At 59.5% G+C, this 23759-nt stretch carries 25 protein-coding genes and 1 tRNA gene; 17 read left to right on the top strand and 9 right to left on the bottom strand.

The window, feature by feature from the left end; genetic code table 11:
• Nucleotides 1-18 precede the first annotated feature (18 nt).
• From PLAV_RS11070 to PLAV_RS11030, 9 genes are all read left to right on the top strand, one after another.
• Nucleotides 19-699 carry a flagellar hook assembly protein FlgD gene (locus PLAV_RS11070; protein WP_012111105.1) on the top strand — a complete coding sequence of 227 codons (681 nt, stop codon included), beginning with the start codon at nucleotides 19-21 and terminating at the stop codon, nucleotides 697-699.
• Nucleotides 700-831: 132 nt separating this feature from the next.
• A complete protein-coding gene (gene sciP / locus PLAV_RS11065; RefSeq protein ID WP_012111104.1) occupies nucleotides 832-1107 on the top strand; it encodes a CtrA inhibitor SciP in 276 nt (91 codons plus the stop codon).
• A gap of 294 nt (nucleotides 1108-1401) precedes the next feature.
• A complete protein-coding gene (gene fliF, locus PLAV_RS11060) occupies nucleotides 1402-3060 on the top strand; it encodes a flagellar basal-body MS-ring/collar protein FliF (RefSeq protein WP_012111103.1) in 1659 nt (552 codons plus the stop codon).
• An 11-nt stretch (nucleotides 3061-3071) separates the two neighbouring features.
• The gene (fliG, locus tag PLAV_RS11055; protein ID WP_012111102.1) at nucleotides 3072-4100 is read left to right on the top strand and encodes a flagellar motor switch protein FliG; all 1029 of its coding nucleotides are present in this window, start codon (nucleotides 3072-3074) and stop codon (nucleotides 4098-4100) included.
• A gap of 36 nt (nucleotides 4101-4136) precedes the next feature.
• Entirely contained in the window at nucleotides 4137-4826 is a 690-nt protein-coding gene (locus tag PLAV_RS11050) for a FliH/SctL family protein (protein WP_049767769.1), read from the top strand.
• 23 nt (nucleotides 4827-4849) lie between these two features.
• Nucleotides 4850-5203, top strand: coding sequence for a flagellar motor switch protein FliN (fliN, locus tag PLAV_RS11045; RefSeq protein ID WP_012111100.1), 354 nt, complete (start codon nucleotides 4850-4852; stop codon nucleotides 5201-5203).
• A 59-nt stretch (nucleotides 5204-5262) separates the two neighbouring features.
• Nucleotides 5263-6630, top strand: a complete 1368-nt coding sequence (gene flbD, locus PLAV_RS11040; RefSeq protein ID WP_012111099.1) for a sigma-54-dependent transcriptional regulator FlbD — start codon at nucleotides 5263-5265, stop codon at nucleotides 6628-6630.
• Nucleotides 6631-6659: 29 nt separating this feature from the next.
• A complete protein-coding gene (gene flhA, locus PLAV_RS11035; RefSeq protein WP_012111098.1) occupies nucleotides 6660-8795 on the top strand; it encodes a flagellar biosynthesis protein FlhA in 2136 nt (711 codons plus the stop codon).
• Between the two features lie 328 nt (nucleotides 8796-9123).
• Nucleotides 9124-9447 (top strand): hypothetical protein, encoded by a 324-nt coding sequence (locus PLAV_RS11030; RefSeq protein WP_012111097.1) that lies wholly within the window; start codon nucleotides 9124-9126, stop codon nucleotides 9445-9447.
• Here PLAV_RS11030 and PLAV_RS11025 read toward each other — a convergent pair.
• The 3 genes from PLAV_RS11025 to fliI form a co-directional block, all read right to left on the bottom strand.
• Nucleotides 9444-9929: a YajQ family cyclic di-GMP-binding protein gene (locus PLAV_RS11025; RefSeq protein WP_012111096.1), complete on the bottom strand. Its 486-nt coding sequence runs from the start codon at nucleotides 9927-9929 to the stop codon at nucleotides 9444-9446. The two genes, PLAV_RS11030 and PLAV_RS11025, sit on opposite strands and share 4 nt — an antisense overlap.
• A gap of 85 nt (nucleotides 9930-10014) precedes the next feature.
• Nucleotides 10015-10425, bottom strand: coding sequence for a flagellar export protein FliJ (fliJ, locus tag PLAV_RS11020; RefSeq protein ID WP_012111095.1), 411 nt, complete (start codon nucleotides 10423-10425; stop codon nucleotides 10015-10017).
• Nucleotides 10425-11762 carry a flagellar protein export ATPase FliI gene (fliI, locus tag PLAV_RS11015; RefSeq protein WP_012111094.1) on the bottom strand — a complete coding sequence of 446 codons (1338 nt, stop codon included), beginning with the start codon at nucleotides 11760-11762 and terminating at the stop codon, nucleotides 10425-10427. Before fliI ends, fliJ begins: the two co-directional genes overlap by 1 nt.
• A gap of 367 nt (nucleotides 11763-12129) precedes the next feature.
• On the opposite strand from fliI, the gene ctrA reads away from it, so the two are divergent.
• Nucleotides 12130-12837, top strand: coding sequence for a response regulator transcription factor CtrA (gene ctrA / locus PLAV_RS11010; protein ID WP_012111093.1), 708 nt, complete (start codon nucleotides 12130-12132; stop codon nucleotides 12835-12837).
• Between the two features lie 79 nt (nucleotides 12838-12916).
• On the opposite strand, the gene chpT is transcribed toward ctrA, so the two are convergent.
• Nucleotides 12917-13579, bottom strand: a complete 663-nt coding sequence (chpT, locus tag PLAV_RS11005) for a histidine phosphotransferase ChpT (RefSeq protein WP_041535963.1) — start codon at nucleotides 13577-13579, stop codon at nucleotides 12917-12919.
• Between the two features lie 165 nt (nucleotides 13580-13744).
• On the opposite strand from chpT, the gene cysQ reads away from it, so the two are divergent.
• Entirely contained in the window at nucleotides 13745-14554 is an 810-nt protein-coding gene (cysQ, locus tag PLAV_RS11000; RefSeq protein WP_012111091.1) for a 3'(2'),5'-bisphosphate nucleotidase CysQ, read from the top strand.
• A 323-nt stretch (nucleotides 14555-14877) separates the two neighbouring features.
• On the opposite strand, the gene PLAV_RS10995 is transcribed toward cysQ, so the two are convergent.
• Genes PLAV_RS10995 through PLAV_RS10985 form a run of 3 tightly spaced genes read right to left on the bottom strand, consistent with a single transcriptional unit; the run spans nucleotide 14878 to nucleotide 17563 of the window.
• The gene (locus PLAV_RS10995; protein ID WP_012111090.1) at nucleotides 14878-15228 is read right to left on the bottom strand and encodes a YdbL family probable chaperone protein; all 351 of its coding nucleotides are present in this window, start codon (nucleotides 15226-15228) and stop codon (nucleotides 14878-14880) included.
• Nucleotides 15229-15236: 8 nt separating this feature from the next.
• A complete protein-coding gene (locus tag PLAV_RS10990; protein ID WP_049767768.1) occupies nucleotides 15237-15464 on the bottom strand; it encodes a YnbE family lipoprotein in 228 nt (75 codons plus the stop codon).
• Entirely contained in the window at nucleotides 15461-17563 is a 2103-nt protein-coding gene (locus tag PLAV_RS10985) for an intermembrane phospholipid transport YdbH family protein (RefSeq protein ID WP_012111088.1), read from the bottom strand. The genes PLAV_RS10990 and PLAV_RS10985 overlap by 4 nt, the downstream gene beginning before the upstream one ends.
• A 173-nt stretch (nucleotides 17564-17736) precedes the next feature.
• Here PLAV_RS10985 and PLAV_RS10980 point away from each other — a divergent pair, with 173 nt between their 5' ends.
• From PLAV_RS10980 to PLAV_RS10965, 4 genes are all read left to right on the top strand, one after another.
• Nucleotides 17737-18393: a DUF1134 domain-containing protein gene (locus PLAV_RS10980; RefSeq protein ID WP_012111087.1), complete on the top strand. Its 657-nt coding sequence runs from the start codon at nucleotides 17737-17739 to the stop codon at nucleotides 18391-18393.
• A gap of 126 nt (nucleotides 18394-18519) precedes the next feature.
• Entirely contained in the window at nucleotides 18520-19263 is a 744-nt protein-coding gene (locus tag PLAV_RS10975; RefSeq protein ID WP_012111086.1) for a hypothetical protein, read from the top strand.
• 80 nt (nucleotides 19264-19343) lie between these two features.
• Complete coding sequence (locus tag PLAV_RS10970; RefSeq protein WP_012111085.1) at nucleotides 19344-19754, top strand: MAPEG family protein; 411 nt, start codon at nucleotides 19344-19346, stop codon at nucleotides 19752-19754.
• A gap of 19 nt (nucleotides 19755-19773) precedes the next feature.
• The gene (locus PLAV_RS10965; RefSeq protein ID WP_012111084.1) at nucleotides 19774-20502 is read left to right on the top strand and encodes an FkbM family methyltransferase; all 729 of its coding nucleotides are present in this window, start codon (nucleotides 19774-19776) and stop codon (nucleotides 20500-20502) included.
• A gap of 24 nt (nucleotides 20503-20526) precedes the next feature.
• On the opposite strand, the gene PLAV_RS10960 is transcribed toward PLAV_RS10965, so the two are convergent.
• Together PLAV_RS10960 and PLAV_RS10955 are read right to left on the bottom strand one after the other, a co-directional pair.
• Nucleotides 20527-20601 (bottom strand) — tRNA-Glu (locus PLAV_RS10960).
• Between the two features lie 743 nt (nucleotides 20602-21344).
• Entirely contained in the window at nucleotides 21345-21731 is a 387-nt protein-coding gene (locus tag PLAV_RS10955) for a DUF6476 family protein (protein WP_041535961.1), read from the bottom strand.
• Between PLAV_RS10955 and PLAV_RS10950 the strand changes: the two genes are divergently transcribed.
• Nucleotides 21730-22833, top strand: coding sequence for an RluA family pseudouridine synthase (locus tag PLAV_RS10950; protein ID WP_041535960.1), 1104 nt, complete (start codon nucleotides 21730-21732; stop codon nucleotides 22831-22833). The two genes, PLAV_RS10955 and PLAV_RS10950, sit on opposite strands and share 2 nt — an antisense overlap.
• A gap of 477 nt (nucleotides 22834-23310) precedes the next feature.
• Nucleotides 23311-23634 (top strand): helix-turn-helix domain-containing transcriptional regulator, encoded by a 324-nt coding sequence (locus PLAV_RS10945; protein WP_012111081.1) that lies wholly within the window; start codon nucleotides 23311-23313, stop codon nucleotides 23632-23634.
• Nucleotides 23635-23759 lie beyond the last annotated feature (125 nt).

Here is a 23759-nt window from a genome sequence, read left to right as displayed (position 1 = left end):
TCAGAAAGACCACAGACAATGGACATTGCATCCGCTTCCGCTGCAGTTCAGGCCGCAACCTCGGGCGCCAAATCTTCGACCGCATCCGCTGCGCTTGCCGGCAACTTTGATACGTTTCTGAAATTGCTGACAACACAACTTCAGCATCAGGATCCGACCAACCCGATGAGCTCGGACCAGTTCACCCAGCAGCTTGTTCAGATGTCCGGTGTGGAGCAGTCAATTCAGACAAATCGCTATCTCGAGACGCTGATTACAGCCAATGCCATCCAAAACGCCAGCCAGTCTGTCTCCCTGCTCGGCAAGGAGGTAACCGGCTCCGGGACCGGCACCCTCCTTGCGGACGGCAGTGCGAAATGGAGCTTTGCTGTGGCCAGCGATGCGTCGGATACGACGTTGCAGGTTATCAACGCCGACGGAGCGACCGTCTACACCGAAAAAATGGACGCAACCGCCGGAACCCACCAGTTCACCTGGGATGGCAAGGACAGCAAAGGGAGCGATCTCCCTGACGGGACTTACTTCCTTCGCGTGACTGCAAACAACGCATCAGGCCAGCCTGTCGCTGTCGACACCCGGACGACCGGCATCGTTACAGGGATCGATCTCAGCACAACAGATCCATTGCTGACCGTTAATGGCGCCCAGATCCGCTATTCGCAGATCACTTCCGTCAAAGAGCCCGTCCCGGCCATCTGATCCATCCACACGTCCCGCTATGAAACAGCTAAGCCTTTGATTTTGAGCAAATTTTACCAACGGACTTAGCCGTTTTTTAAAGCGCCTGACCCTATGCTCTCCCTCAGCGAAGAGCACGGAGACCAAAGTTTGATGAGTGAGCACCAGATATCGAAGGTCAATTACGTGATCGGGCCCGATGGGAGCCCGCTCACGGTGGCCGACCTGCCGCCGCCAGACACAAAGCGATGGGTAATCCGTCGCAAGGCTGAAGTCGTGGCGGCCGTTCGCGGCGGCCTGATAAGCCTCGATGACGCTTGCCGCCGGTACACATTGACGGTGGAAGAATTCCTCAGCTGGCAACGCTCCATCGAGCGGCATGGTTTGGCCGGCCTGCGCGCGACGCGGGTTCAACAGTACAGGCAGTGAGATAGGAATTGTATCTGCGTACTTGCTGTCTTCGGACGCCGGCGGACCCTCCCTCCGCCGGCGTCTTTCATTTTTGAGCCCTTTTTCTACCTGACCCGGCAAAAATTGCCGGGCGCGTTAAGTATCTGTTTAGTCCGCGGGCGGTAATTTTTGCCCAGCGGCACGGGGAACGGCGGGTTGGGCAATAGCCCGACGTTCTGAGGGGCAAAGGATTTGCGACTCACCTGATGTCTGGCGGCTGCGCTGGTCCAGAACCGGACTCGTGTTGTGCGCTTTGGCACAAGAGGTGGGTTAGTGAGCAACGTCTCAAATCTTTTGCAGTCACTAGGTACAATGCGCCTGGCCGCGCTTGGCCTGGTAGCAATTGCACTATTCAGCTTTTTTGCCTTCATCGCCTTGCGCATGGGCAATGAGCCCAAAGCTCTTCTCTTTTCCGATGTAGGCGTCGAAGACGCCGCCAAAATGATCGCCGAACTTGATGCGGCCAAGGTCAGCTACGAGCTGCGCGGCAATGGTGGCATGATATATGTCCCGCAGGCGGACGTTCTGCGCCTTCGTATGATGCTCGCTGGAAAGGGGCTGCCTGCCGGCGGAACCGTTGGCTACGAAATCTTCGATAATGCTGACGCGCTCGGCACCACGAGCTTCCTCCAGAACATCAACCATTTGCGCGCCCTTGAAGGCGAGCTGGCCCGCACGATCCGGGCCATAGAAGGCATCGGGGGTGCCCGTGTTCACCTCGTATTGCCGGAGCGCGAGCTCTTTTCGCGCGATCGTCGCGAACCAACTGCTTCAATAGTTCTCAAGGTCTCGCGCAACTCTCTGACAACACAACAGGTAAAAGCGATTCAATACCTGGTGGCGTCCGCTGTAGACGGACTTTCCCCCGGTCGTGTCTCGATAGTCGATGAAAGAGGCGCTCTCCTTGCGAGCGGTGTTGGTGAGGACACTCAGTCGCTCCTGGTTACTTCTGTAGACGAGCGGCGCACCGGCTACGAAAACCGCCTTCGTACACATCTTGAGAATATTCTTCAGCGCGTGGTCGGTGCAGACAAGGCACGTGTCGAAGTAACGGCTCAGATGGACTACAACCGCATTACCCAGACATCCGACACGTTCGATCCGAACGGACAGGTCGTCCGCTCGACGCAGACGGTTGACGACAACTCGACCAGCGCGGACGGTGCGCAGAACGACGGTGTCACGGTCGGAAACAATCTTCCGAATGCAAATCTCGGGGGCGCAGAGGCCGAGACCGGTTCCCGGCAGGCAAGCAATCGTACGGAAGAAACGGTTAACTACGAAATTTCTCGCACCACCAAGACCGAGGTGCTGGAACCTGGACGCGTGAAGCGTCTTTCGGTGGCCGTGCTCGTGGACGGTTCCTATGCGGCCGATGCCGAAGGAAACACCGTTTATACGCCCCGCACAGAGCAAGAACTTGGGAAAATCGAAGCGTTGGTCAAGTCCGCTATCGGTTTCGATACCTCGCGCGGAGATCAGGTGGAAATTGTAAACCTGCAGTTTGCCGCAGCACCCGACCTGGACGTGGGCTTGTCTGAAGAAGAGGAAGCCAAAGGCTTCATGGATTTCACCCGGGCGGAAGTTATGCGCATGGCCGAAATGGCTGTGCTCACTATCCTCGCTCTGGTCGCCATGCTTTTTGTTTTGCGCCCAATGCTGTCCCGCGCTTTCTCCGGCTCCACGACGACTGGCCAGATCGCCTACACAAACAACAGCGCACAGGCAGTCCTTGAATCTCCGGACGGATTGGATGTGCCCGCTGGAGCACTTCCGGCACCCGACCAGCTGAGCGAAGACATGATGATCGACATCGCGCAGGTCGCCGGCAAGGTGAAGCAATCTTCCGTTCGCAAAATTGGCGAGCTTGTAACCAGCCACCCCGACGAATCCATCTCGATCCTGCGCAGCTGGCTGCACGAAACCGCTTGAGGACCTGAAAATTGGCCACGGCACCCAAACTCAAGGACGAAAAGTCCGCCCTCACCGGACCGCAAAAGGCGGCGATCTTCATGCTCGCGCTCGGCGCGGACGATGCAGCCCCGCTTTGGGAAATGTTCGACGAAGACGAGATTCGCGAAATGTCGCAGATCATGTCTTCGCTGGGTACTGTTCAGGCTGGCATCATTGAAAAACTCCTCGTCGAGTTCGCGTCCAAAGTGTCCGGCACAGGTGCACTTGTTGGCTCTTATGAGTCGACGGAACGATTGCTCCTTCGCTTCCTGCCGGAAGACCGGGTGAATTCCGTTATGGACGAGATTCGAGGCCCCGCAGGCCGGACCATGTGGGAAAAGCTCGGCAACGTGAACGAAGCCGTGTTGGCCAGCTATCTCAAGAATGAGTATCCGCAGACCGTCGCTGTCGTCCTGACCAAGATTCGGCCCGAACACGCCGCACGCGTCCTGGGCTGTCTGCCGGAGGACTTCGCCCTTGAGGTCGTGACGCGCATGCTGCGCATGGAGTCGGTACAAAAGGAAATCCTCGACAAGGTGGAACAAACGCTTCGTTCCGAATTCATGTCGAACCTCTCTCGCACCAATCGCCGTGACAGCCACGAGCTGATGGCCGAGATTTTCAACAATTTCGACCGGCAGACGGAGGGCCGCTTCCTTGCGGCCCTTGAAGAGCGTGCACGCGAATCCGCGGATCGTATCAAGGCTCTGATGTTCACCTTCGAGGACCTCGGCAGGCTCGATCCCGGCTCCGTTCAGACGCTTCTTCGCGCCGTGGACAAGAACAAGCTCGGCATCGCATTGAAGGGCGCATCGGATGCATTGCGCGACCTCTTCTTTGCGAACATGTCGGAACGCGCCGCGAAAATTCTGCGGGAAGATATGGAAATGATGGGCCCTGTCCGATTGAAGGACGTCGACGAGGCCCAAATGAACATGGTCAACGTCGCCAAGGATCTCGCCAACAAGGGCGAAATCATGATCGCCGCCGAAGGCGCCGATAACGAACTTATCTACTAAGCGCTGATGTGGTCGTCAGGTAACCGAGCAGTCGATATGAAACAGGCAGTGAAATTCACCTTTGATACGCATTTCGGCGAAGCATCGGCTCGGCCGGCCTCGCGGGACAATGCGCCTCAGGGCCTGGCTGAAGCGGACATCGAGAAGATTCGCAACGAAGCTTATGCCTCCGGCTACGCGGCGGGTGAAACTGATGCAATCGCGCGCTCCGACAGAGAAGTCACGCATGCGATGAGCCAGCTTGCGGAGAACGCCGCCAGCCTTCTCACTGCACTGAGCGCGCACACCGCCAGCACTAAGAAGGAAGCCGCAGCACTCGCATTGGAAGCCGCACGCAAGTTCGCTCCGGCGCTCATAGCCACATGCCCCACTGCTGAAATTGAAGCGGTACTCCGCGATTGCCTCACGCACCTGAATCGTGAACCGCACATTCTCCTTCGCGTATCGTCGACGCTCGTCGAACGGCTGAAGGAAATCGTTGATCGCATGGCGATGGAGCGCGGCCTCTCCGGCCGCATAATACTTCTCGGCGAGCCCTCCATGAAAGAAGGCGATTGCGTGGTGGAATGGGCAGATGGCGGCGTTGTCCGCGATCTTGCGGAAATCGAGAAAGAAGTTTGCGAGATCGTCAGCCGTTATATCGAAACGATTTCCGCGCCTGACAAAAATACCGAAACCCTTGCCATGCCCGAAAGCCGCGTTGCCGGACGGGATCGACCTCAATAACGAACACTGAAGGAGTCCATAGCATGGCCGACCAGGACGAAGAAGTCGCCCTTCCGGATCTCGCCAACATCGACAGCTTGCCTCCGGCCGAGGCCGGCCCGAGCGAGCATGAAGAAGAACAGGTTCGCACCGCCCAGGATCTCGAAGCTGTATTCGATGTGCCGGTTAACGTCTCTGCCGTGCTCGGCAAGACTCACATCGAGGTGTCAAATCTGCTCAAGCTCGGTCGGGGCGCCATCGTGGAACTTGATCGCAAGGTCGGAGAAGCCATCGATATCTACGTCAATGACCGATTGGTCGCACGCGGCGAAGTTGTGGTCGTGGATGATCGCCTCGGCGTCACGATGACCGAAATCGTCAAAGGCGGCGTGAGCTGATCGCCTCAGATCAATGACCGCCCGGTAAAAAGCCAGAATAGAAAGTAGAGGAGCCGCAAATGCGCCTTCTGATCGTCGGAACACTCAACGGACAGCTCTCAACCGCCACGAAAATGGCGATGTCGAAGGGCGCCAAGGTCACCCACACGGAAACCGTCAATCAGGCGATCGATGCGCTGCGCGCGGGTCGCGGCGCGGACCTTATGATGGTGGACGTTGCGGCCGACATCGCGGACCTCATCGCCCGCCTTCAGGTCGAGCATATTTGCATTCCCGTGGTTGCCTGCGGCGTCGAAACCGACGCGCGCGCGGCCGTCAACGCTATCCGCGCCGGCGCGAAGGAATACATACCGCTGCCGCCCGATGCAGAGCTCATTGCCGCCGTCCTGGCTGCCGTGGCGGACGAAAGCCACGCGCTGATCTTTCAGGACCCAAAAATGGCGAGCGTCGTCAAGCTCGCCGACCAGGTGGCAACCTCCGAAGCTTCTATCCTGATCACCGGAGAGTCCGGCACCGGCAAGGAAGTTATGGCTCGTTATGTCCATAGCCATTCACTTCGCCGCGACAAGCCATTCATTTCGGTCAACTGCGCCGCAATTCCGGAAAACCTTCTGGAGTCCGAGCTTTTCGGGCATGAAAAGGGCGCCTTTACCGGGGCCGTGGCACGCCGCATCGGCAAGTTTGAAGAGGCAGACGGCGGCACTCTTCTTCTCGACGAAATCAGCGAAATGGACATCCGTCTGCAGGCCAAGCTTCTGCGCGCAATCCAGGAGCGCGAGATTGACCGTGTCGGCGGAAAGACACCGGTGAAGGTAAACATCCGCATTATCGCGACCTCCAACAGGAACCTGCAGGCGGAGGCTCGGGCTGGGCGCTTCCGCGAGGATCTGTTTTACCGACTCAACGTTGTGAACCTGCAGCTGCCGCCCCTGCGCGAGCGCTCTGCCGACGTCCTGGCTCTCGCGGATCACTTCGCCGTCCGCTACGCAAAGACCAACGGCCTTTCTCCTAAGCCGATCTCCGTGGAGGCCCGTCGCTTTCTGACCCGGCATCAATGGGCCGGCAACGTGCGTGAACTCGAGAATACGATGCATCGCGCCGTTCTCCTCACAACAGGGAGCGAGATCGATGTGGAAGCAATCCGCCTTCCGGACGGAACAAGGCTCGAGGATGCGGCTCTTGATGGTGTTGCATACAAAGCTGCCAGCGCGGCCGAGGCGGCTTCGCGCGCCTTTGTCGGCAAAACGGTAGCCGAAGTGGAGCAGGATCTTATCCTGCAGACCCTCGATCACTGTCTCGGCAATCGCACTCATGCAGCCAACATTCTTGGCATCTCTATCCGGACGCTGCGGAACAAGCTCAAGGAATACGGCGAACAAGGCGTTCCCGTGCCTACACCGGGCGAAGTCCGCGCCTATTTCGGTTGAAACTGCTGCAAATCCGGGGAATGCACTGAATGAGCGACGCGAGTAGCGCAGCAGGAAAAAAGGGGCTGCTTGGCGGTCTCGGGCTTGCCGGCATGACCCCCGGCAGCCTGCTGACAGATATTGCCAAGCGCGGCGATCTCGCCCTCGCCTTCGGCGTGATTGCCATCATTGTGGTTCTGATCCTGCCGCTACCGGCCTTCTTGCTGGATTTCTCGCTCGCGATCTCGATTACCTTTTCTGTGCTTGTGCTGATGACGGCTCTGTTTATTCAAAAGCCTCTCGAGTTCAGCGCGTTTCCAACTGTCCTTCTTATCGCGACGATGCTGCGCCTTGCGCTCAATCTCGCCTCTACTCGCCTGATCCTTGGCCACGGCCACGAAGGAACCGAAAGCGCCGGCAAGGTCATCGAGGCCTTCGGCAACTTCGTCATGCAGGGCAATTTCGTCATTGGTGTGATCGTGTTCGCGATCCTGGTGATTGTGAACTTTGTAGTCATCACAAAGGGCTCGGGCCGTATCGCGGAAGTCGCGGCGCGCTTCACGTTGGATGCCATGCCAGGCAAGCAAATGGCAATCGATGCCGATTTGTCCGCCGGATTGATTGACGAGAAGGAAGCCCGTACGCGCCGCTCCGACCTCGAGAATGAAAGCTCATTCTTCGGCGCCATGGATGGTGCATCGAAGTTCGTACGTGGCGATGCGATCGCCGGACTGCTCATCACCTTCATCAATGTTGTTGGTGGCATTATCGTCGGCGTCGCTCAAAACGACATGGGATTTGGCGATGCTGCTCACACTTATACGCTGCTGACTGTTGGCGACGGCCTGGTGAGCCAGATACCGGCCCTCATCGTGTCGACGGCCGCAGGCCTCCTCGTGTCGAAGGCCGGCGTCGAAGGCGCAGCCGATGAGGCCCTTTTCGAGCAATTGTCGGGATATCCTCAGGCGCTGGGGATGTCTTCGTTTGTCATGGGCACCATGGCGCTGCTTCCGGGCCTGCCGGCGGTCCCCTTCCTGGCCCTCGCTGGCGCTACAGGTGGCTTGGCGTTCTATCTGACAAAGTCTCGAAGAGAACGTGCCGATGAGATAGCGGTGGCCGAAGCAAAAGAAGCCGACGCCGCGCCCGTTGCCGAAGAGCCCATTGGCACGGCGCTGAAGATGGACGAACTCCGCCTGGAAATCGGCTACGCTCTCCTGCCCCTCATCAATGGGAAGGATCATCAGAAGCTCACGGAACAGATCAAGGCTCTGCGGCGCCAGATCGCAAGCGACATGGGCTTCGTGATGCCGTCGGTACGCATTCTCGACAATGTTCAGATCGACGCGAACAGCTACGTGATCCGCGTGAAAGAAGTCGAATCCGGCCGGGGTGATGTTTATGTCGGCCAGCTGCTGGTCATGGACCCGCATGGCAGCCAGATTCAGCTTCCCGGCCTTCACACGACAGAGCCTGCCTTCGGGCTCCCCGCAACATGGATCGACGAGGGCTTGCGTGAGGAAGCATCGTTCCGCGGATATACCGTCGTCGATCCACCGACGGTGCTCACCACGCATCTGACGGAGATCATTAAAGACAACATGGCGGATCTTCTGTCTTACGCGGAAGTGCAGAAGCTTCTCGATGAACTCGGCAAGGAACATAAGAAACTCGTCGAGGATCTTGTGCCGTCACAAATCACCGTCACCGGTATTCAGCGTGTGCTTCAGACACTGCTCAACGAACGTATCTCGATCCGCGATCTTGCGACGATCATGGAAGGCATCGCCGAAGCGGTCGGCCACACGCAGAGTCTGACTCTTATCACCGAGCACGTCCGCGCTCGCCTTGCCCGTCAGATTTGCGCCGCCCATTCGGATGCGGATAACGCAGTGCCGCTCATTACCTTGTCACCGCGTTGGGAACAGGCTTTCGCTGAATCTCTGGTCGGGGCTGGCGAGGAAAAGCAGCTGGCGATGCAGCCCTCCGTGCTTCAGGACTTCATTGCAAACGTGCGCGATCGGTTCGAAGACGCAGCTCGCGCCGGCGAAGTCCCCGTCTTGCTGACAAGCCCCGGCGTGAGGCCCTATGTAAGGTCCATCATCGAGCGCTTCCGGCCGCAGACCTTTGTCATGTCGCAGAACGAAATCCACCCGCGAGTCCGCTTGCGCACAGTCGGCAGCGTGTAATCGGGAGCACGGCCAGGAGGACTCTGTCGAACAGCACCTTTGTTAACCACGTCTCGCTGCCTTGCCATCCGCCGTATCGCGCGGAGGACAAACAGCGGAAAAGCTGCGTTCTCAGCAAAAACGAAGCAGGAAATCCATTCCCCCGGACTTTCCTCATGACAATCTTGCGACGCATGCTGACGGTTCGGTGAACCAAATAGCTAGACCTTGTCTCATTTTGAGATAACCTCACCCGATATCTCGTAGACGGCCCTGCGTGGTGGCAAGGGTTTCTACGACATACCCGGGAGAGGGGCTCTCGCGGGTGATAATGCTTGAGGGGGACAAGATGGAACTAACAGAGTATCTGAACCAGGCGCTCGCATGGGCGCGGATGGGATTCGACACGGTCAATTCGATCCAGGGGCTGGTTATCGCCCTGATCGCGGCCATCATCATGAACCGCTATAACAGGATCGTTGTGTTCGCGCTTGGCGCCACGGTGGTCCATGAACTTGTGAACATCGGCCGCAACTTCTACGCGGGCGCTGCCAACCCGCTGCCGGATTATCTTGATCTCGAGGTTCTCAAACTGGTGGCTATCCGCTTCGTCGGTTATCTGATCGCCATCAGCCTGATCTATCTCGTTCGGCGGCTCTTCTTCCGCGGCTAGTCGCGGAAATTTTCATATTGCAGGGGCTGCTCGATCTTCAGCCCCTTCACAAACTGGATTACGGCCTGGAGGTCGTCTCGTTTCTTTCCCGAGACTCTCAGCTCGTCACCCTGAATGGCGACTTGAACCTTCAGGCCGGATCCCTTGATGTCCTTTACAATCCGCTTCGCAAGCTCCTTGTCGAGCCCATCGCGGATTGCCACCTTTTGGCGCACGCTTTGCCCGGCCGCCTTCTCCGGTTCCTTGTAATCCAGAACCCCTGCCTCGACGTTTCGGCGGGCCAAATGCCCCTGCAGCAATTCATGCATCTGCTTTAGCTTCAGATCGTCATCTGCATTAATCGTCAGCTCCTGATCCTTCCGCTCCACCGTGCAGTGCGCGCCCTTGAAGTCGTACCGCTGGCTGATTTCGCGCGTCACATTCTGAAGCGCGTTATCGATCTCGGCAAAATCGGTTTTGGAGACAATGTCGAACGAAGGCATGGGCGTTGACCGCTTTCTGTTGTGCAAGCGGTCATTCTAGCGTGCATTCAACGAAGAGAAAGGGGGGACGCGCCGCTAGGTGAGCCTAATGACGGCGGTGGATCGAAAGCGATACTTCGTCGAGTTCCGCCTGCTCCACACGCATTGCTTCCTTGTGAACCTTGCGCTTGCGGCTGCCTTCCAGCAACTCGTACTTCTTGAGTTCGCGAAAGGCGCCGGAGAGCTCCTCTTTCGCTGCTTCAAGTTGCCGCTCGATCCCGTCTATCGATTCCAGAATGTTCTCCCGCCGGCGGATGACGGATTTGGCGAACATTGGGTAGGCGAAATGCGCAACATCCGAAATGCCGGCTTTCCGCTGCTCCGCCTCCACTTGTGCTTCGAGGTCGCGTTCACGCTGTCGAAACTCTGACAACATGAGCTCGAGTTCAGCGACCTTCCGGCGCTTCTCATCAACCTGAAATTTGTGGAGCCGGATGAGAGACTCGCGGTTACGCATCACTCAGTCTCCTCGGATATCCGGGGGCGGTTTGCCAAAACCGCGGCGAGCGCGCTGTAGCCTTCGGCGAGACTGCTCGCATCATGCTTGTTCTGCGCCAGAAATGCTTCCAGTGCCGGCTGATAGAAGATGGCCTCATCGACCTGCGGATCTGACCCTGGACGATAAGCGCCCAGCCGGATCAGTTCTTCCATGTCGTCATAAGTGGCCATAAGCGCGCGGGCGCGCCGGATCAGCTCGTTTTCTTCCGCTTCATTGCAGTCCGGCATGGTCCGCGAAACGGATTTCAGCACGTTGATCGCCGGATAACGTCCGCGTTCCGCAATCGAACGCTCCATTACGATATGTCCGTCGAGGATTGAGCGCACGGCGTCGGCGACGGGCTCGTTATGGTCGTCGCCATCGACCAGGACGGTGAAGAGCCCGGTTATGTTGCCGCTCCCCGTGCCCGGCCCTGCCCGCTCAAGAAGTTTCGGCAACTCGGCAAAAACGGTCGGCGTATAGCCCTTGCTCGTCGGCGGTTCGCCGGTGGAAAGCCCTATCTCGCGCTGAGCGACGGCAAAGCGGGTGACGCTGTCCATCATGCAAAGGACATTCTGGTCGCGATCGCGAAAATATTCGGCCAGGCTAAGCGTGAGATAAGCGGCCTGTCGGCGCATCAAGGCGGGCTCATCCGATGTCGCCACGACGACGACCGAACGGGCCAGCCCCTCCGGTCCGAGGTCATCTTCAATAAATTCCTGAACCTCACGGCCGCGCTCGCCAATAAGGCCAATCACGGAAACGTCGCAAGCCGTGTTGCGGGCAAGCATCGAAAGCAGAACAGACTTGCCGACGCCGGACCCGGCGAAAATACCCATACGCTGCCCACGGCAGCATGTTGTGAAGGTATTCAGCGCGCGCACGCCCAGATCGATCTTGCCACGCACTCGCTGGCGCGTATGAGCGGGCGGCGGCATATTGCGCAACAGATAAGGTTGTGCGCCTTGTGCGATTGGTCCCTTGCCGTCCATCGGCTCGCCCATCGCGTTGACGACGCGGCCCAGCCAGGCGCTGGAGGGATATACGTGCGGCTCTTCCGATGAAAGTACCGCCTTGCACCCGACGCCTATGCCCGCAAGCGCGCCAAATGGCAGACAAAGCGCCTTGTTGTCGCGAAATCCGACAACCTCGCAGATCACTTCCTCGCCGGCACGGTTGGAAACGTTGAGCCTGCTCCCCACACCCATGGCATGGAGCGGCCCGGCCACCTCGACCATCAGCCCCTGAATGCTGACGACACGGCCGTAATGTTTCACGTCCGCGAGCGCGCCTATTTCAGCCAGTAGTGCCTGCACCGGACTCAAGTCCCCATCTGAGCGGCGATTGCCGCCGGATTAACGTGGAACAGCAGCCGGGGCCGGTTCCATGGGGATAATGTCCCGAAAGACTTTAAGACCGCGTAAACCCTGACGGCCGGTTTAGCTGTCGAAACGGACCTGCCATTGCCCGCTCGAAGCCATTTTTTCCCCGCCGGGCGGCGATCTTCACGATTCTGGATTCAGAAAATTGAATCACACCAAGCACTTAGAATCCGATGCATAAATTTTTCTGAATTTTTTTCATTCCGATTAACCTTTGTTAACCAAATCGCCTTAAGGTCCAAAACATGGATTAACCAAACCGCTGGCGACTGGCAGTTTCCGATCGCCGAGAGGGGGACCAATGAGAGTTCTGCTCATCGAAGACGACAGCGCGACAGCGCAGAGCATCGAGCTGATGCTCAAGTCGGATGGTTTCAATGTGTACACCACCGACCTCGGTGAAGAAGGGGTCGATCTCGGTAAGCTTTACGATTACGACATCATCCTCCTCGACCTGAATCTCCCCGATATGAGCGGATATGAGGTTCTGAAGTCGCTGCGGGTTGGCAAGATCACCACCCCGATCCTCATTCTCTCCGGCCTCGCCGGGATCGAGAACAAGGTCCGCGGCCTGGGCTTCGGCGCCGATGACTACATGACCAAGCCCTTTCACAAAGACGAACTGGTGGCGCGCATTCATGCCGTTGTCCGCCGTTCCAAGGGCCACTCGCAATCGGTCATCAACACCGGCAAGTTGACCGTCAACCTCGACACGAAGACCGTCGAAGTGGAAAACAACCGGGTTCATCTGACCGGCAAGGAATATCAGATGCTGGAGCTGCTCTCGCTCCGCAAAGGCACGACGCTGACCAAGGAGATGTTCCTGAACCATCTCTATGGCGGCATGGACGAGCCGGAACTCAAGATTATCGACGTCTTCATCTGCAAGCTCCGTAAGAAGCTCGCAGCTTCGACGGGCGGCGATCACTACATCGAAACCGTGTGGGGACGGGGCTACGTGCTGCGCGACCCGGCCGAGGGGAACATGCCTGCCAAGGCGTCTGCCTGATCCGGCAACGCGTTGCGGCATGAAAAAGGGACGTCCGGGGGGACGTCCCTTTTTTTATCTGGAATTTGGGCGCTCCGCGTCAGACGCCGGCGCCGCTATCGACAAATGATGCTTCGATCACAAATGCCTCGCCGTCCATGCGGGCGTCGATGGAAAGCCCGAGTGAGCGGGCGACCAGCCCCGTAAAATAGGGCTGGGCCGCCCTTGCATCGAGAAAGCGATCGGGCGATCTGCCACCGAGAAACTTTGCCGTCTCTTCGGGGATACGAGCAGCCTGACCGGTCGAACGAATACGCAATGTCGGCTTTGCCAGCTCGCCATCTACCGATACGGCAACCTCGCCGCCCCGAGGAATAGCCGCCATGCCGATAAGGATCATGTTGAGCAACAGCTTTACATAGTCCTTGCCTATCGTCGCCGCGGGCGCATTCCAGGTCAGCGCCGCGCGCTCGCCCATCATCAGCCCCTCGGCGACGGCTTTTGCGTCCTGCAGGTCCAGTTCGGCGCTCGCCGAACCCGCCGCGCCGAAACACAGCCTTGCGAATTGCAGCTTGGCGGAGGCCTGTGCCGCGCTCTTCGTGATGAGCTCCATGGCGTGAGCCTTCATCTCCGGATCGTCGTCATCCGCCAGCACCTCAAGCCCGTTGATAATAGCACCGACCGGACTGATCACGTCGTGACAAACACGGCTGCACATCAACGCTGCGAGCTCCAGCGCGGAGACATCGTTCGTTTCGCTCATATCCATTGCCCTAGAACCCCGAAAACCCTAGAAAGCCTGATAGCATCGCAGGCCGTTCAATGCCAGCCCCGGTGTCCAAAGGGGGGGGAGGCCTCTCTACCTTCCTGCCCCTTCGCCCACGCCGATTTTCCCTCCGTTCCGCCCGTACCAGCCAAGGATTTCGATGTGACGACACTGACTTCCAGCCGAGCCGCCCTTACGGATGAACTTCGCCGCATTGCGCTGGCCGCCGGCGAAGCGATTATGGACCACTACCGGACCGATTTTGAAGTCATCCGGAAGGACGACAACAGCCCCGTTACCGCCGCCGATCGCGACGCTGAGGCGCTGATCCTTGCGGGCCTTAAAGAGACAATGCCGGAAGTCCCGGTCGTCTCGGAGGAAGCAGCCTCCGGAGGATATGTTCCCGAATTCGGCAACCGCTTCTTTCTCGTGGATCCGCTCGACGGTACCAAGGAGTTCGTCAACAAGAACGGCGAATTCACGGTCAACATCGCACTGATCGAGGACAGACTGCCGGTCGCCGGGGTGGTCTACGCGCCGGCCAAGGAACGCATGTTTTTCGGATATGGCGCCGGCGAAGCCTTCGAACAGATCATCGCCCCGGGTAGCCGCGCTGCGGCCGGAGAAGCCCCGCGCCGGATCGCTGCCCGCAAGCCGGACGCCGATGGGCTGGTCGTGATCGCAAGCCGTACGCATCGCGACACTAAGACCGATGAATATCTCAATCTCTACAAGGTGAAAGAATTCCTCGCTGCGGGCTCATCGCTGAAATTTTGCCTGATTGCCGCCGGCGAGGCAGACCTCTATCCGCGGCACGGACGTACGATGGAGTGGGACACCGCCGCCGGTCACGCAGTTCTGCTTTCCGCAGGCGGCAGCGTGACCCAGCTTGATGGTACGCCGCTCATCTATGGCAAAACCGAGCGCGGGCTCGATAACCCGTTCTTCGTGGCCCGGGGCGCACCGGCTTAGCTTCATGTGAAATTACGGAGAGCCTCCTGAGCTCCGGACCGGAAATTCCGGTCCGGAGTCTGGTGCTGTCGAGGCCAACGGAGGCGACCAAGCCGGTCGGCGCAAACCGGCGAACTGGCCCCCCGACCATCGGAGGTCCGCGCCGACCCCGCCACGCAAATTAAATGCAGGCGGAAAAGCTGGTCGGAACTGGAATTGCAAGCGTTATGCCGCGGCTGATAGCCGGACAACCGGCAGAAATGGCAGTTGATCGCCCCACCGGGAGACAGAATGCTGAAAAAGCGTTCCTTCAGCGCGCGCCATCGTACCGGAACGATACGCGATCAGGGCTTCTTCACCCACTGGCCGGCCGCGTTCTGGACATATTGCCCGGAGGGAGTTTTGGCGATGAGCTTCTCCGCGGCAAGCTTTTCAACAGCGTTCAAAGTCGCCCCCGGAGTCTTTGCGGCAATCTCCTGATAGGAGGCGCGCCGGCGCAGATTGATCTCATTCACCATCGTCCTGACCTCGGGCGTTGGGCTGGCTGTGACAATGCCGATGTAACCGGTCAGCTGCTCGCCGACCAGCCCCTGGGCTTTGGCTGAATCGAGATCGATGGCCAAAGCAGGTGCGGCGGCAAAGACGGAAGCCGCCAGCATCAGCATCGCGAGTATGGATTTCGGAAAAAGGTGCATGTTCTTCCTCAGAACAGATCAGGATTTGATTCCAGCAGGTCGTCGAGATCGCGGTCTACCTTGACCCGCACTTCCTGCTCGATCTTGACGTTCAGATTGATCTCGATGGGCTTGTCCGGCGCTTCGATCTTCACCGTCGGATTGCAAGCGGCGAGCAGCATTGATGCCGCCACAGCAAGCAGAGCGCCTCGGCTGAAGGAAACCACTCCAATGGCTTTCGTTTCTTGCAAGCTCATGGCTCCATCTTTTTGGCAGGAGGCGTCAACGCCGGCTCCGGCTCCTGTTTGATAAGCTCAATGGGACTGAAGCCAACGGTACCACGTCGCAATACTTCCGCAAGCGATCCTTCCAGCTTCACATTGATGGCGAACGGATATCCGTCATAGAGGTCCGGATTGGCACCGCGCAACGCAAGCGCCAGAACAAGATCTCCGTTCGCATTGCCGGACAAGCCGCCAGATAGCTCCGTGTAATGAAAGTTGCGCAAGGCATCGGTGAGAAGTTTTGTCTGCTCGGTAGGTGCGGCATCTGTAGCGGCGCTCTTGTAAGTTATGATGCCATCATCCTGCGCCGCCACTTTTCCATCGAGCAGAATTGGATCGCCGTTCCGGATAGCTACCGGAACCTTTCCGCTGATGTGGCCTGTCGCCCTCAGCCCCGGCACCTCGACAAGTTCAATAAGTGCTGCAAGGTCGATATCCTGAACAGTCAGGATGAACTCCGCATTGGACGCCGTGATCGCTCCCCCCGATGAAACCAATATGAGTTTCCCCTTGGCAAACGGCCATGTCGCGTCGACAAGTCTCAAACCTTCCCTGTTGAAGTCAAATGAGATCGCCCCGTCGGAAAGGGGCACCCCGGCCTGGAGTCGTTTTATCCGTAGCGTTTGAACGCCTTGGGTCCGCAGCGGCAAGAGGCTTGCGAGACGCACATTCCCTTCGACGCCTTCCGCGGTGGCCGCGGTTGTGACAAAACCGAGATTGGACACCGTTGCCCGCGCAGAACTTGTCACGCCGCGATCAGAGAGTGTGGCCTCGGCCGTGTAACTCATCTTGCCGCTCATGCGCGTGACACTGCCTCGAAGCAAAGGCAGGACGGTCTGAAGCTCAAGCCGCCCGGGCGCGAACTCCAGATTGCCGCTCGCGCGCAAATTCCCCTTCCCGGCCGCTATATCGTATTGCGCCGTCAGCTCGCCCAGCCTCGCACCGCGAATTGCAGGTAACGCGCTGCGCGCAATCAGACGGGCGCTAAGGACAGGCTGCAGAAATTCGATAGGCCCCTCTATCGTAAGCGGTGCGAAGCGGTTGGGCCTCGCAAGATCCTCGACCCGAACGGCATCGAGTTCGACGCGAAGCGGCGAGGCCTCGCTGCCATCTGCCCCGCCAAGAACCGTAGAGAACCGGACTGGCCCCGAAAAAACGGCCGAGCCCGCAGCCGTCTGCCTGAGCGACAACCTGTCGAGATCGGCTTCTGCGGCAACCTCCGCTCTGCCCGAGACAACTTCAATATCCGCCCGATAGGACACCCTCCCTTCGATATCGAGATAGAAGCGCTCGAGCATCGGCGACAAGGTTGCCGGCGTAACGCCACCTTCCGTGAATGATACGGCTCCCTTGGCGACTGCACTGCCGGATTTGTCCGCCGTGTCGTAGCTGCCTTCGGCTTGAAGAATCGGAACGGGCGAGGCGTCCGGCCGCGCGATCGCGGCGGCGGCGTCGAATGACATCATTCCCTTATCGAGCTTCAAGACGCCCGACAGGATGATCGGTGCAAAGCGCGGCGGCCCCACGGTCTCCGCAATCTCAAGCGCATCCGTGGATGCAAGAAGCCCCTCTCCTTCCGGCCGGATGTCCAGAGCACCGCTCAAGAGAAATGTGCCGGCGCTCGTCTCAAGCCTGCCAAGGATGTTTTCGATTTGAGCAGGCGGCACCTCAAATGCCCCTCCTCCGCCCTCACCTGCGAGTAACGGATCGAGCGCGCCGAGCGAAAGCTCCCCATCTGCCACTTTGGCCCGGAGCTTCAATTCACCGACTTCAATTGAACGGACACTGCCGGAAAGCAACTCGCCTGGCGCATAGGCGATGGTGATGCTGTCAGCCTCGGCATCCGGATCCTCGGGCTCACCCACTACGATGTCGTAAAGCGAAATGCTCCGGAAGCCGATGAAACCGACACTGAAGGAAACGGGGGCAATACCACGCGCCGCTAATACGCGCCCGATAACCTTTTCCGCGAGCGAAGCGCGTTCAATCCAGACATAGACTGCGGCCGCACCCGCCAGGGCAAGCAGCATGAGGAAAATGAACGCGATCCGGCGCCGCCAGGACTTCAGCATGAGGCAGGGTCCATTTCCTGCTGCAAGTACGCTTGCCTATTTCCGGTCACCGTTTTGCCATCCTGCATCGCCAATATCGTCCCGGCTGCCGTCTACGGATTATGCGATAAACTTTCGCACGAGTTGGCGGCGATTCGATGGCGGGCAGATACAGGAAATTGAAGGAAGCATAGATGAAGACCACTCCAAGCCAGGTACGCTCCAACGAGACAGACGTCCACGCGAAAGCTGCCACAGCGCATGCCGACCCTCGCATCTGGCATATGGCCGCTGGCGCGCTTCTTTTTTTCGCTCTCGTCTTTGCCGCCGTCCCTGCTTTGGCGCAGACAAATCAGCAGCCGCAATCGGATACCTACAAGGAAGGGGAAATCGTCAAGGAAGCGGGCGACTTCTTCGGCGCCGTCTCCAAGGGTCTCGCCGATGCCGTAAACACCGTGTTTGAACGCTATGGCGAGCCCAATGCCTATATCAAGGGCGAGGAAGCGAGCGGTGCCTTCGTTATCGGCCTGCGCTATGGCCAGGGCGAGCTCGTGATGAAAAACGGTACGCGGCAGCGGGTTTACTGGCAGGGACCGAGTGCGGGCTGGGATTTCGGCGGCAATGCGGTCAAGGTTTTCACCCTCGTCTACAATCTGCCCAACGGCGAAACGATCTATCAGCGATTCCCCGGCGTCGAGGGCAGCGCCTATCTGGTGGGCGGCATCGGCATCAACTACCAGCAGCGCGACGACATAGTGCTTGCCCCCATGCGATCGGGCGTCGGCCTCCGCCTCGGCGCCTCGGTCGGCTACCTGAAATATACGAAGAGCCGCGAGTGGTTGCCCTTCTGACGCAGAAGGCGCGGGAAACACGCCGGACAACGCTTGCAAGGTGGCAGCCTGAAACCTTTTCTGGCAGTCTTGCGCAGTTTTTCCGCCACCTGACAGACCGCTGAAGCGGGCGCCCCGGAGGATCCGATGATCGAAAGTCTGATGCTGATGGCGCTCGGCTTTTTCATCGCGACGCTGTTCGCGATCATCGCGGCGCAGTTCGTGTGGCGCCGCGCGGTGACCGTGACGACCCGGCGGCTGGATGAGAATGGCAGCATTTCCGCCAGATCCGCGGATCTGGATGCGATGCTGCAACGGCAGGAACGCGACGCCGCCCCGCTTCATGCGGAAATCGAAAGCCTCCGCGCGGAACGGCGCGAACTCGCCGATGCCAACAATGAACTGGCCCGCGACAACAACCGCCTGATCGCGGAAGCGCGCTCTTTGACGAATGAAATCAGCAAGTTGAAGGCCGAGTTAGCGACCCGCGACACCCAGGCTGCCGCCATCGGAGCGGAACTCGCCACCCTCGAACAGGCAATCGCAGACGAAGCGCGCCGCCACGAGGAAGCGCGCACCCACCTGCAGAACCTGTCCGCAACGGCCGCCCGGCTGACTGCGGAACTGCGCCCCGCAGCCGCGCCGGAAAATCCGAAAAGCGTTACGGCACAAGCACTTGAGCCCTACCCGGACGATGAGCGCGACGCGGATGCGCGCACGCTGGCCGAGGTGAAGGCCTCGCTGCTCGAGGAACTGGACAACACAGCCGAGCCGGAAATGGCGGAAAACCGCGCCGAAGCCGGCCCCGAGACCAATGGCGACGCCCTAATCGGCGACCTCACCCTCGCCGCGCGCATCCGCGCACTGGAAGCCGGCGTCGCCCCCCAATAGGGCCAAGCCCTTCTTTTATTTGCCGGAATCAGAACAAGCTGATCTTCTTGATGCAGGGCACTGGATTGGGGAGAACCGCCATGATGAATTTCGCATATCCGCTGACCGGCCTGGTCATGCTGATCACGCTGGCTGTCTATTTCTGGATGGCCTACAAAGTCGGTAAGGCACGGGCAGCACACAATATTTCCGCCCCGCGCACGGATGGCCCCGATGATTTTCTGCGCGTCATGCGCGTGCATGGCAACACGACCGAGGGGCTGCTGATCTTCCTGCCGGCGCTCTGGCTCTTCGCGCTGATCTTCGGCGACATGTGGGCGGCACTGGTCGGCGTGATTTATCCAATCGGCAGAGTGGTTTACGCCCGCGGCTATTATGCCGAGGCGCTGAAGCGCTCGACCGGCTTCACCATCGGCCTGCTGTCGACGGCGGTGCTGTGGCTCGGCGCGCTGGCCGCCCTCGCCATTCAGGTTGTTACCGCCTATATCTGAGCCCCCCGGGACGACATAAGTGACTGATATAAAAGCAAGTTTTCTGAAGCGGCTCAACGCTGTCCGGCATGGAGAGATGTCGATTGTCAGCCATGAGGGCTGCCGGTTCCTGCTCTCGAAAAGGAACCGGCTGGACCAGAAGATGATGGGCGGCCTGAACTGGGAACGCGCCCTGCGGGAGCGGGCGGCAGCCGAAATCCGGGACAAAAAGCTCAATCTTTTCATAGACGTAGGCGCCAATCTCGGCCTTTACGCTATCGACCTCAACCGCCGCGCCGGCCCGATCGAGACCATCGCCTTCGAGCCGCAGCCGGAGAGCCATAACCAGCTTTGCGGCAACATTTTCCTCAATGAATTCAGCGACATAGTGACCGCCCGCCAAGCCGCGCTGAGCGACGAGAATGGCGAAGCGACGATGACCGTTTATGCGGACAGCACCATCCATTCACAGCTCGGCACCGGGATAAGGAGCGACAAGAGAAAGTTCGACCGCCAGATTACGGTCCCCGTGATCCGCTTCGACGACCACTATCCCATTGAAAACAGAAGAGTTTTTATCAAGATGGATGTCGAGGGCCACGAGCAGCGGGCGCTTGAAGGCATGCGGAATTTCCTGACGCGCAACAAGGCCAGCCTGCAAATCGAGTCAGGACCGTCTCAGTATGCGCCCCTGGCGGCCCTGCTGGCCGGAATGGGCTACCGGGCCGAAGGCGAAAGCGGCATGGACCGCTTTTTCAGCAACCTGTAACCAACTGATTTTGCTGGAAGAATCTGGTATCCCCTAGGGGAATCGAACCCCTGTTTTCGCCGTGAGAGGGCGATGTCCTAACCGCTAGACGAAGGGGACAAGCCGGATCGGCCGTCTTTTAGGACGGTTGCGGAATCCGCGCAAGAGCAATCCTCAAAGCCCCGTTTTTTCCTAGGGCACAGCCCCTAAAAATGAATTTCTGCGCTGCGTCATTCGACCGCACCCAACGTATTTTCGCGGGCTGGCGCTCCGCATTATCCAATTTTATACAAGTAATATCAATGACTTACGATGATTTTCGTTCGCATCCCAAACTACGTGAAGTTTTTGCAATGCAATAGAATGGCAATTGACAAACTGTCATTCCGAGGCGATATTCACCTCACGAAACGTCGGTCGATCCTCCTCCCCGACCTGACTTTCAGAATGCCGCCGGTGCCATCCTCCCTCCTCCCCCGGCGCCGGCGGCACCCTCCCCCTCCCAAATCATTGATATTGCTGACAGACACGGCCGCCAGCGGCTTGTCCCCGGTTTAACTGTCATCGAACTGTCACGAGACCGTCATGAACCGCTTTCGGCCATGCCGAAGCGTCTCCCGCGCCGCTTTGCGCGCACTTGTCCCCGCCCGCTTTTTCGAGGGGGTTGAGGAACTGAGTGAAACAAGTAATCCCCGGTTTCTGGATGGGCTCGGTTCGCGGGCGGTGAGTGGGGTGAGGGCGGTGCCCCCGCCCCGAAAAATTCCCGGACGGGAATTTTATCGACCCTCCCCCTAGGGGGGGTGGGAAGGAAGTTATCCTCCCCCGCCGTTTCTTATCCCCGCCGCGATTTTCTATCCCCTGCCCTACTCCCGCGCGGCGAAGCCGGACATGGGGGTGAGGAGGATGCGGCCGAGCTCTTCGCCGGTCTTCACATTGATGATGATGATGGCCTCGGCGCCGTCGCTGCCGACATGGACGGCGATGCGCTCTTCATCGAGCGTGACGGAGCGGACGGTCTCGCCCGGCGCGACGGCGATGCGCGAGACGCCGAATTGGTCGCCCGAGGGCAGCGCCGCCTCGCGGCTGCCCGAACCGCTGAGCCGCCAGACAAAGGCGGCGATGACGACCATGAAGCTCAGCACCAGCACAGCCGACATGATGGCCATGGCGCGCTTCAGCTTGCGAAGGTCCGGCCCGCCGGCTGCGACGGATTGCGGCGCTTCGCGCTGCGATGTTGTATCCTCGGCCATGATGTCGATCGCTCCTGAAACGCTGAATGAAAGCCCCCGCGCCGAAGCGGAGACGCGCGCCGTGACTGTAACGGCGGAGGATGCGGGCGCGCGGCTCGACAAGTATCTCACGGAGGCGCTGGGGGACAAGGGCGAAGGCGACGCGCCCGCAACGCTCTCTCGCGCGCGGATGCGCCAGCTGATCGAACAGGGGCAGGTCTCGCGCGAGGAGAAGGCGGGCGCGCCGAAGCTCCTCACCGATCCCTCCTACCGCGTGAAGGCGGGCGAGCGCCTCTCCGTCTCGGTGCCGCCGCCGACGCCCGCAAAGCCCGCGGGACAGGCGATCCCGCTCGAAATCGTTTACGAGGATGCCGACCTCATCGTGGTGATGAAGCCGGCGGGGCTCGTCGTCCATCCCGCGCCCGGCAACCCGGACATGACGCTGGTGAACGCGCTGGTCGCGCATTGCGGCGAGACGCTTTCGGGCATCGGCGGCGAGAAGCGGCCGGGCATCGTCCACCGGCTCGACAAGGAGACGAGCGGGCTGATGGTCGTCGCGAAGACGGACCGCGCGCATCAGGGCCTCTCCGCGCAATTCGCCGCGCATGGCCGCGACGGCAAACTGACGCGCGCCTATACGGCGCTCACATGGGGCGTGCCGCAGACGCGCAAGGGAACAGTCGACGCGAACATCGCGCGCTCAAGCCATAACCGCTCGAAGATGGCGACGGTGCGCGACCGGGGCGAGGAAACCGGCGGCCGCATCGCCATCACGCATTATACGGTGAAGACGGATTATGCCGACGGGCTGGTGGCCGAAGTCGAATGCCGCCTCGAAACCGGCCGCACCCACCAGATCCGCGTTCACATGACGGCACTCGGCCACCCGCTGCTCGGCGACGCGACCTATGGCACGGGGATGAAAAGCCGCAAATCGAAACTCTCGCCGGAAGCGCAAGCCGCGCTGGAACGGCTGAACCGCCAGGCGCTGCACGCGCATCATCTGGGCTTTGAGCATCCGGTGGCAGGAGAGAAGATGAGCTTTGATGCTCCGTTGCCGGAGGATATGCAGGAGCTGGTGAGGGCGTTGGAGGGGGTGAGGGACGGTTTGCGCAGCAAATGAAAAGGTCCGGTGGACCTTTTCAAGTCCCGAACGCCCGAAGCGCAAGCGAAGGGCAACAGCCCCTCGCCCCGTCGGGGAGAGGGAGGGAGCCGTCGCCAGACGGCGGAAGGGTGAGGGGCTGCCGCAACGTGATGCGGATGCGAGTCCGCAAGGGTTTGCACGCAGAGGCGCAGAGACGCAGAGCTTCGCTTGGGGTTACGCCCCCGCCCGCCGTCATGGCCCGCTTTATGCGGGCCATCCACGTTTTCCTCTCGTCATTGCGAGCGAAGCGAAGCAATCCAGAAACCACATCGTAAAGACTGGATTGCTTCGTCGCTATGCTCCTCGCAATGACGTACCTGGAAGTGCGAACTAATCCTAAAGACGTGGATGGCCCGCATAAGGCGGGCCATGACGGTTTGAGGGTGGCATTACTCCGTAGTCGAACGATCTTGGACAGGATAGAGTTGGGCGAACCTCGACCCGACGAGACCTGCCATGCTGACCCGTGACGCAAGCCAAACCATTGTCGAGCGCATCCGCCGCGACCCCGCTTTCGCGCGCGGGGCGCTGACGGAAGCGGCGACTGTCTTTCTCGGCGGCGAACCGGAAGTCGCGCGTCTGATGCTGCGGGATATCGTGAACGGCACGCTCGGCTTCGAGGAGCTTTCCGCACTTACCGGCATACCGCCGAAAAGCCTTCACCGCATGTTGTCGAGCCGGGGCAACCCAAGCATGGACAATCTCGCCGCAATCTTCGAGGCGATGACGGGACACCTGAAGGTCGATGTGGAGGCACGAGCGAAGAAGAAGGCGACATAATCTGATCCCGAACGGGAGCAGATCGACCGGTCGGCGCCGTCCTTTGCCAACTTGATCCCGTTCGGGATCATTAATTGACATTGAGGCCTCAGAATGCCAGTATGCTCCCGAACGGGAGCACACCT

Origin of the sequence: Parvibaculum lavamentivorans DS-1, assembly GCF_000017565.1 — a bacterium.
GTDB classification, from domain to species: Bacteria; Pseudomonadota; Alphaproteobacteria; order Parvibaculales; family Parvibaculaceae; genus Parvibaculum; species Parvibaculum lavamentivorans.
Note: the sequence above shows the minus strand (reverse complement) of the source record. Positions and strands in the feature narration are given on the sequence as shown.